3 protein-coding genes and 2 pseudogenes are annotated in these 9,640 nt (G+C 65.0%); 2 read left to right on the top strand and 3 right to left on the bottom strand.

Translation table 11 applies throughout. The features are described from left to right. Window positions 1–15: 15 nt before the first annotated feature. Window positions 16–3,783: pseudogene (locus ACQ86E_RS29580) on the bottom strand (vitamin B12-dependent ribonucleotide reductase). Between the two features lie 762 nt (window positions 3,784–4,545). On the opposite strand from ACQ86E_RS29580, the gene ACQ86E_RS29585 reads away from it, so the two are divergent. Further along, entirely contained in the window at window positions 4,546–5,442 is an 897-nt protein-coding gene (locus ACQ86E_RS29585; protein ID WP_431202982.1) for a DMT family transporter, read from the top strand. Window positions 5,443–5,521: 79 nt separating this feature from the next. Further along, window positions 5,522–6,769, top strand: a complete 1,248-nt coding sequence (locus tag ACQ86E_RS29590) for a tetratricopeptide repeat protein (protein ID WP_431202983.1) — start codon at window positions 5,522–5,524, stop codon at window positions 6,767–6,769. Between the two features lie 4 nt (window positions 6,770–6,773). Here the strand turns inward: ACQ86E_RS29590 and ACQ86E_RS29595 are convergent. Together ACQ86E_RS29595 and ACQ86E_RS29600 are read right to left on the bottom strand one after the other, a co-directional pair. Next, a pseudogene (locus ACQ86E_RS29595) lies at window positions 6,774–8,898 on the bottom strand (ATP-binding protein). Between the two features lie 130 nt (window positions 8,899–9,028). After that, window positions 9,029–9,451: a response regulator gene (locus ACQ86E_RS29600; protein WP_431202984.1), complete on the bottom strand. Its 423-nt coding sequence runs from the start codon at window positions 9,449–9,451 to the stop codon at window positions 9,029–9,031. Window positions 9,452–9,640: the final 189 nt, after the last annotated feature.

The following is a 9,640-nucleotide window of genomic DNA, read 5'->3' on the forward strand; positions in this document are numbered from 1 at the left end:
GCTCCATTTCGCGTCTCACGAACACCCCGTCGTGCTGCCGCAAGTGTCGCACTTCATGCAGGTCCCATTCCGCACCAGCGTGAAGTTGCCGCACTCGCTGCACATCTCGCCCTCATAGCCCTTGGCCTTGGCTTCCGCGCGGCGCTCGGCCTTGCTGGGCACGGCCTGGGCGGCGCTGCCGGACTTGCTCCACTGCAGGGCTTCCAGCTTCTCCGTGGGGGAGAGGTCGTGCTGGACTTCCTGCTTCAGCGCGACCGCGCCTTCGAGGACGTCGCCGACCCGGGCGCTCGCGCCGTGGCCGGCCAAGGCCGTGACCTTGCTGCCGCCTGAGGGCGCGCTGTCGTTGCCTTGCGTGACAGCGGCGGAGCCGCCGCGCATCACGAACAGATTGTCGGTGCGGGAGCGGGTGAGGCCGCGCGAGACCAGCCTGTTGGCCTGGTGGCTCGGCTCCTCCGGCTCCTTGCCTTCCTCGACGCCCTTGCCGAGCGCGTCGAAGTTCGACTCGGTCGGATCGACATGGGCGAGGTCGAAGCGCGACATGTAGCTCACCGCGAGTTCGCGGAAGACGTAGTCGAGGATCGAGGTCGCGTATTTGATGCTGTCGTTGCCCTGCACGGGGCCCGCCGGCTCGAAGCGGGTGAAGGTGAAGGCGTCGACATATTCCTCGAGCGGCACGCCGTATTGCAGGCCCAGCGACACCGCGATCGCGAAGTTGTTGATGAAGGAGCGCAGCGCCGCGCCTTCCTTGTGCATGTCGATGAAGATCTCGCCGAGACGACCGTCGTCATATTCGCCGGTACGCAAATAGACCTTGTGGCCGCCGACGACCGCCTTCTGGGTGTAACCCTTGCGGCGATCCGGCATCTTCTCGCGCTCGCGCATCACGATGATGCGCTCGACCAGCTTCTCGACGATCTTCTCCGAGACCTGCGCGGCACGTGCCGCCATCGGCTTGTCGTGGAAGGCCTCGACCGCATCGTCCTCGTCCTCGTCATCGCTGATGAGCTGCGAGTTGAGCGGCTGGGACAGCTTGGAGCCGTCGCGGTAGAGCGCGTTGGCCTTCAGCGCGAGCTTCCACGACAGCATGTAGGCGGACTTGCAATCCTCCACCGTGGCGTCGTTCGGCATGTTGATGGTCTTGGAGATCGCACCCGAGATGAAGGGCTGCGCCGCCGACATCATGCGGATGTGGCTCTCGACCGACAGATAGCGCTTGCCGATCTTGCCGCAGGGATTGGCGCAGTCGAACACCGGATAGTGCTCGGCCTTCAGGTGCGGGGCACCTTCCACCGTCATCGCGCCGCAGATGTGGACGTTGGCCGCCTCGATCTCGCGCTTGGTAAATCCGACCGCCTGGAGCAGGTCGAAGCCCGGCGCGGCAATGGCTTCCGCGCCAATGCCCAACTGGTCGCGAATGAAGTCTTCGCCGAAGGTCCACTTGTTGAAGGCGAACTTGATGTCGAAGGCGGTCGGCAGGGCCTTTTCGACCTTGGCGATGGCTTCGTCGGTGAAGCCCTTGGACTTTAGCGTCGAGGCGTTGATGGCAGGTGCGTTGGAGAGCGAGCCGTGGCCGACGGCGTAGGCCTCGATCTCCGCGATATCGCTCTCGCGATAGCCGAGCGCGCGCAGCGCGGCGGGCACCGCGCGGTTGATGATCTTGAAGTAGCCGCCGCCGGCGAGCTTCTTGAACTTCACCAGCGCAAAATCAGGCTCGATGCCGGTGGTGTCGCAATCCATCACGAGGCCGATCGTGCCCGTGGGCGCGATCACCGTGGTCTGGGCGTTGCGATAGCCGTGCTTCTCGCCGAGCTCGAGCCGCCGCATCCCAGGCGGCCTGGGCGTGGGTGACCAGATCGGTCTGCGGGCAGGACACGAGGTCCATCGGCACCGGGTTGACCGAGAGCGCCTCATAGCCGTTGGACTGGCCGTGGGCGGCGCGGCGGTGGTTGCGGATCACGCGCAGCATGTGCGCGGCGTTCTTCTTGTAGCCGGGGAAGGTGCCGAGCTCGGAGGCCATCTCCGCCGAGGTCTTGTAGGTGATGCCGGTCATGATCGCGGTCAGCGCACCGGCGATCGCACGGCCTTCCTTGCTGTCATAGGGCAGGCCCATGGTCATCAGCAGGCCGCCGATGTTGGCATAGCCGAGGCCGAGGGTGCGGAACTCGTAGGAGAGCTCGGCGATCGCCTTGGACGGGAACTGCGCCATCATCACCGAGATTTCGAGCACGATGGTCCAGAGCCGGCAGAGATGCTCGTAGCCGTCGACGTCGAAGCGCTTGGCCTCGATGTCGTAGAACGTCAGCAGGTTGGCGGAGGCGAGGTTGCAGGCCGTGTCGTCCAGGAACATGTATTCCGAGCACGGATTGGAGGCGCGGATGTCGCCGGACGCCTTGCAGGTGTGCCAGTCGTTCATGGTGGTGTTGAAGTGCAGGCCGGGGTCGGCCGATGCCCAGGCGGCGTAACCGATTTTTCCCAGAGGTCGCGTGCCTTCAGCGTCTTGGTGATCTTCTTCGTCGTGCGTCCGACGAGATTCCAGTCGCCGTCGGTTTCGACCGCGCGCAGGAAGTCGTCCTTCAGCGAGACCGAGTTGTTGGAGTTCTGGCCGGAGACGGTGAGGTAGGCTTCACTGTCCCAGTCGGTGTCGTAGACGTCGAACTGAATGTCCTTGTAGCCTTGCTTGGCGAACTGGATGACGCGCTTGATGTAATTGTCAGGCACGAGGCTGCGGCGCGCCAGCTTGATCTCGCGGCGGAGCGCAGGGTTCTTCTCGGGGTCAAAGCAATCGTCGCCCGAGCCTTCGCAATTGACGCAGGCCTTCAGCACCGCCTTGAGGTGCTTCTGGTTGATCTTGGATCCGGTGACGAGGGCGGCGACCTTCTGCTCCTCCTTCACTTTCCAGTCGATATAGGTCTCGATGTCGGGGTGATCGACGTCGACGACGACCATCTTGGCCGCGCGGCGCGTGGTGCCGCCCGACTTGATCGCGCCGGCGGCGCGGTCGCCGATCTTGAGGAAGCTCATCAGGCCGCTGGAGCGGCCGCCGCCGGACAGCTTTTCGCCTTCGCCGCGAAGGCGCGAGAAGTTGGAGCCGGTGCCGGAGCCGTACTTGAACAGGCGAGCTTCGCGGACCCAGAGGTCCATGATGCCGCCCTCGTTGACGAGGTCGTCACCGACGCCCTGGATGAAGCAGGCGTGGGGCTGCGGATGCTCGTAGGCCGATTTGGACTTGGTCAGCTTGCCGGAGAAGGGATCGACGTAATAATGGCCCTGGCCTGGGCCGTCGATGCCGTAGGCCCAATGCAGACCGGTGTTGAACCATTGCGGCGAGTTCGGCGCGACCATCTGCATGGTCAGCATGTAGCGGAGCTCGTCGTAGAAGGTCTGCGCGTCGGCGTCGGAGGTGAAGTAGCCGCCCTTCCAGCCCCAATAGGTCCAGCAGCCGGCGAGGCGGTCGAACACCTGCTTGGCGCTGAGCTCGCTGACATAGCGCTCCTTCTCGGGGAGAGCCGCGAGCGCTTCGGTGTCGGGTACGGAGCGCCACAGGAAGGAGGGGACGGATTCCTCCTCGACCTTCTTCAGGCGCGCGGCAACGCCGGCTTTACGGAAATACTTCTGGGCCAGCACGTCGGAGGCGACCTGCGACCACGCGGTCGGCACCTCGACGTTCTCCAGCTTGAACACGACCGAGCCGTCGGGATTCCTGATCTCCGACGTGGTCTGCCGGAATTCGATCCCAACGTAAGGTGACTGTCCTACCGTGGTGTGGCGCCGCTCAATCCGCATCGTATTGCCCCGTCCTTATTTTTAACCGGCGCGCCTCCGCTGGGGCGACCGGGTCGATATTTCGGTTCGCGAGTCCTCCAGCGGCCGTGCCGGAAGGCTTCGCAGTTCAGCCGGTGGTTCCGGCCCGGTTTCTCCCGGCGCGATGGGTCGGTGCGTGCACCTTTCATCGGCCGGCATGCCCACGCCCATCCGCCCCCAAGGGGATGCGCGTGACATGCGTTCAACGCCCCACAACATCACAACGTCTACCGTGCCATTCGAGCCTGTTGCCGGCCCGTTCTGGCGCCCGAAAAGTCCGCTTCGCCGGGCAGACAAGCCCTTATCCCGCTGCCTTTGGCTGGCTCGGCGGAGTGGCGATTTGCGAGACCCTTTGGGGGAGTGCCGGCGGGACGCAAACTCACTCGCGCCGAACGGATCGAAAACTAGGACTCTCCGTTGCGCCCGTCAAGAATTAGTACGGGTTCCTGAATCAAATACTAAATATGGTGGATTGTGGGGGATAACAGGGGGCAAGCCCGCGCCTGATGTGGAGGCAAGTATCAGTGAGTCCTCAGGGATTCCCAACCGAAAAAATTTGCATCCTGTGCTGTTCCGGACGCTTCATCCCGCTGTTCACAGGGCAGGTATATTTTTGGCCGACGGGGTTGCGCGGAAGGGACTCACGTGGGGCTACGGACGGTGGGGGCAGGCATGCCCGCCGAGGTGGTGGTGGAGCCGGCGAATCCGCGCCAAGCTGACCTGGTTTTCCGCCGGGGTCCCCACATGCTTGATTCGACTCGCCGGGATGCGCGATCGCGCATCGCCCCGGCCGGCCTGATGTTCCTCGCGATCACCTCGATCGGCTGGGGTTTTAATTGGCCGGTGACGAAATTCCTGCTCGGCGAGCTGCCGCCACTGACGCTCCGCGGCGTGACCGGCGTGCTGGGCGCGGTTCTGCTGGCCGCGCTCGCTTTGGTCCGCGGCGACAGCCTGAAGGTGGCGCGCGAGATCTGGCCGCGGCTGGTGCTGGCCGGGCTCCTCAACGTCACTGGCTGGATGGTGCTGATGGGGCTGGCGCTGCTCTGGCTGCCGGCGAGCGAGGCGGCGCTGATCGCCTACACCATGCCGGTCTGGGCCTCGATCATCGCCTGGCCGGTGCTGGGCGAGCGGCCGACGCTGCTCCGCACGCTGTCGCTGGTGATGGCCTTTGTCGGGCTCGCCTCGATCATGGGCGGCAACGGCATTGCCGCGAGCGCGGCCAAGCTGCCGGGCATCATCATGGCGCTGTGCGGGGCGGCGGGCTTTGCGCTCGGTACGGTGCTGCTGAAAAAATACCCGATCCGCCTGCCGCCGGTGACGGCGGCGGCCTGGCAGATCGGGCTCGGGTGCTTTCCGATCGCGATCGTCGGCCTCGTCTTCGAGACCTCGCATCTGGAGCTGGTGACGCCGGTCGGCTGGTGGCTGCTGGTCTATTCGACCGTGGTGCAGTTCTGCATCGCCTATGTCAGCTGGTTCGCCGCGCTGTCGCGCCTGCCGGCCTCGGTGGCGGCGATCGGCACCATGGCGGTGCCGGTGATCGGCGTCGCGGCCTCCGCGATCGCGCTGCACGAGCCGCTCGGGCCGGGGCAGATCGCGGCGCTGGTCTTCACGTTGGCGGCCGTGGTGCTGGCGACGCGGTGATCGCGAACGTCTTGCAGGGAACCCCGGCGCCCCCTTAAATAGTCGCGTGGTTCGTCGCACTCCTGGGGCAAGTCGAGGCATGAAAGTCGTTGCGCTGGTTGCCATGCTCGCCCTGATTCCGTCTGCTGGATGGGCTCAGGCCGACCAGGAACTGGCGTCCTGCAACGCCTTCAACGATGCACCGGAGGCGGCCGTCATTGCGGCTTGCACGCGACTGCTCGAGATCGGCAAGCCAAGCCAGGATGAACGTGCGGCCTTTCTGCATAGTCGGGCCTCCGCGTTCTGGCGCAACAACACATTCGATGCGGCGATCGCCGACGAGAGCGAGGCGATTGCCATCAATCCAGGCTTCGCAGATGCCTATGTGAGACGCGGCGCGGCCTATTTCGGTGCAGGAGATGTCGACCGGGCCATCGCCGACAGTACCAAGGCCATCGAGATCGATCCGCAGAATTTTCGCGCCTACACCAATCGGGCTATCGCGCGCAGAAGTCGGGGAGATCGGAGCGGTGCGATCCTGGACGCGTCCAGGGCAATCGAGAGCAACCCCAAATTCATCGCCGCCTATCTTGCCCGGATCGCCAGCCGCGGCGCGATCGGCGACCCCAGCAACGCGGCGGATGTCGCGACCGCGCTCAGCATCAAGCCGGACAGTGGTTTCGATGGATACCGATATCGGGCGCTCGTTTTCGTGCGAAAGAGCGACTACGACCACGCAATCGCCGACATCAATCACTGGATCGACATCAATCCAGCAAGTGCGGCGGCGTACGAGACGCGCGCGGACGTATATTCGCGCAAGAAAGATACCGAACATACGATTGGCGATGCCAGCAAAGCGATCGAGCTCGAGGCGAGGCGGCCGTATGCATTCTACCTTCGCGGCTCTGCCCATCTGAAGAACAATGTTCCAGACGCTGCGATCACCGACGCGAGCACCAGCATCTCGCTCGATCCCAAGGTATCATACGTCTACGGGCTTCGCGGCACGGCCTACGCTCTCAAGGACGATCAAGACCGGGCCATTGCCGACTTCACGACGCAAATCGGGTTGGATCCCACAAACGACCAGGCCTATCTCGCGCGCGCCGCGGCCTATGAGAAAAAGCAGGACGCCGGAGCGGCCAGCGCCGATCGCGCCAGGGCGAAGGCGCTGGCGAAAGCACGATCGCTTGCGGACGGAACGCTGCCTTCAGGCATCGCAGCTGATTATGCCAGGGCGAGGGCGCTGACGGGAACACCATGGTCTGGGCCTGGGTCGCTCTCGCCAGACGTTGCAAAGGCGTTTGAAAGGAGGCGGCAGCCGTCGCCCCAGAATACTCCGTAACGATCTAGCCCTCAGCCGTCCCCCCGCCGCCCAGCGCCTTCCTGATCATCTCGGCGAGCTGGTTGCGGCGGTAAGGCTTCGTCAGCAGCAGCACGCCGTCGTCGAGCTTGCCGTGGTGGACGATGGCGTTGTCGGTGTAGCCGGAGGTGTAGAGCACCTTGACGCCCGGTCTCAGCCTGGCGACCTCGTCGGCGAGCTCGCGCCCGCTCATGCTGCCGGGGATGACGACGTCGGTGAAGAGGAGATCGAAGGCCTGGCCGGCCTCGATCAACTGCAGCGCGGCGTGGCCGTCGGCGGCGGCCACCGTCTTGTAGCCGAGGCTCTGCAACTGAACGGTGACGAAGTTGCGCACCATCGTGTCGTCCTCGACCACGAAGATGGTCTCGGCGCCGCCTTCGGCCGGCGTCGTCGTGGGGGCGGCGGCTTCGATCATGCCTTCGCCCGGCGGCAGATAGAGCTTGATCGTGGTGCCGTGGCCTTGCTCGCTGTAGATCTTGATGTGGCCGCCGGACTGCTTGACGAAGCCGTAGACCATGGACAGGCCGAGACCGCTTCCCTTGCCGACCTCCTTGGTGGTGAAGAACGGCTCGAACGCCTTCTGCTGGATGTCGGGCGGCATGCCGGTGCCGGTGTCGCTGACCGCGAGCATCACGTAGGGGCCGGGCCGGACATCCGCGTTGGCCTGCGCATAGGCCTCGTCCAGCACGACGCGGTGGGTCTCCAGCAGCAGCTTGCCGCCGTTCGGCATCGCGTCGCGGGCGTTGATCGCCATGTTGAGCACGGCATTGGTCAGCCGCGACGGATCGATATGCGCCGTCATCGGGCCCGGTTCCAGCACGGTCTCGATCTGGATCTGCTCGCCGAGGGTGGGGCGCAGCAGTCTTGCGATGTCGGCGATCGCGCCGTTGATCTCGACATTGCGCGGCTGCAGCGGCTGCCGGCGCGCGAAGGCGAGCAGGTGCTGGATCAGTTCGGCGCAGCGCTCGGCGGCGTCGTCGATCAGCTGCGCCACGCGCTGGAGCTCGGGCTGCTGCTTCAGGCTCGCGACCAGCGTCTCGGTGTTGCCGGAGATCACGGTCAGCATGTTGTTGAAGTCGTGCGCGACGCCGCCGGTCAGCTTGCCGATGGCATCGAGCTTCTGCGATTGATGCAGCTGCCGCTCGATCTCGCGCGAGGTCGTCGCATCGTGATAGACCAGCACGGCGCCGGTGACCTTGCCTTGCCCGTCACGCATCGGGCGGCCGCTGATCATGAGATGGCGCACGCCATTGCCGCTGTGCGGGCGGACGATCATCTCCAGCTCTTCGAATTGCTCGCCGCGCAGCACGCGCGCCGACGGCAGCTCGTCGGACTTGAGCGGCGTGACGCCGTCGCCATGGAAGACGTCCGACATCGCGCGCAAACTGCCAAGGCCCATGCCGGTACGATGCAGCAACATGCGCTCCGCCGCCGGATTGGACAACAGGACGGTGCTCTCGGCGTCGATCACCAGCACCGCCTCTGCCATGCTGTGGAACGTGCTTTGCAGCACGTTGACCGACAGGCGCAGTTCGTCATGCGCGGTGACGAGGTGCGCGGTCCGCTCGGCGACGGCTGCCTCGAGCGCCTGCTTGGCGGCCTGCGTCTCGTGCAAAGAGCTCTGCAACTGCACTGTCGTGCGCCGGCTCTCGCGAAGCTGAATGGCGACCAGCAGCAGGATCACCAGCGCGCCAATGACGTCGACGCCGATCAGCACGATGCCGGTGCGGCGCGAGTCGGCCTCGCGGTCGGTCAGCAGTTTCTCCTCGCCCGCCGCCAGCCGGTCCAGATTGCCTGTGAGCGTCTCCATCAGGCCGCGGCCCTCGGCGCGATCGTTCAGAGCCTTGATGCCGTCGGCGTCGCGGTTCGTCCGCAACCGCATCGCCTCGGCGGCGATGTCCAGTCGCCGGAGCGCGAGCGGCTCAGTGGCTTCCAGCAACCGGACCTGATCGGCATTGTCGCGGATCGCGAGCTTGAGGTCGCCGAGCGCAGGCGCGATCCGACTTCGGGCGTTCTGGAATTCCTCGGCGAGATCCTGTCGTGCGGTAGATCTCATAGCCGCGCGCCGCGCTCTCGGCGCGGCGAACCCAGAGGTGCACGTCCGAGATCATCTTCAACACCCCGACGGCGCGGTTGACGCGGGCCGCGTCCGACCGCGACTTGACGTCGAGTCCGATCGAGGCGGCGGTGATGATCAGGAGGATGGCAAGTCCAGCACCGAGTACGACGCGCTGCGAGGGATCAAGGTGCTTCTTTCTTGTCCTTCGGCTGTGTGGCCCCGGCTGAGCCGCCGAGGCAATCCCGGACCGTGGTCAGCAGCGCGTCCGGTGTGAAAGGCTTGCGCAGGCAGCGCGCAGCCCCGAGCTCCAGCGCCATGCGGAGGAAGTCGGGCGAGGGCGAGGCGGATGATGCGAACGCGTAGCCTGACATCGCGATCAGCGGAATCGCGGGCGCGCGCTCGTGAAAGATGCGGATGGATTCGAAGCCGCGCATATGCGGCATGAAAATATCGACCAGCATCACATCGAACGTCTGCGCTTCGAGCGCAGCCAGCCCCGTTTCTCCGCCGTCGGCCAGCGTGACGTCGAAGCCCTGACGTTGGAGCAGGACCTCGATGGTCGCGCCGACCATCGGATCGTCATCTACCACGAGGATACGCGGCATGACATTTCCCAGTAGATCGAAGTCCCCACATCATCTGGTGATACAGGCGAATCTAGCGATGGGTCAATTTGGGATTGGGTCGTCAAGGATATGCACTGTGAGGTGAATACGGGTCCAGGTGCGAATTCGTGGACGGCATCTCGAAAGGCGCATGCATGCGGGACGTGTGCGACCAGCGCACAACAAACG

The organism is Bradyrhizobium betae (assembly GCF_050632175.1).
GTDB classification, from domain to species: Bacteria; Pseudomonadota; Alphaproteobacteria; order Rhizobiales; family Xanthobacteraceae; genus Bradyrhizobium; species Bradyrhizobium betae_B.

Bases quoted from the DNA above. Each gene is read 5' to 3' on its own strand.
- ACQ86E_RS29585 (WP_431202982.1), top strand. From the start codon at position 4,546: ATGCTTGATTCGACTCGCCGGGATGCGCGATCGCGCATCGCCCCGGCC.
- ACQ86E_RS29590 (WP_431202983.1), top strand. From the start codon at position 5,522: ATGAAAGTCGTTGCGCTGGTTGCCATGCTCGCCCTGATTCCGTCTGCT.
- ACQ86E_RS29600 (WP_431202984.1), bottom strand. From the start codon at position 9,451: ATGCCGCGTATCCTCGTGGTAGATGACGATCCGATGGTCGGCGCGACC.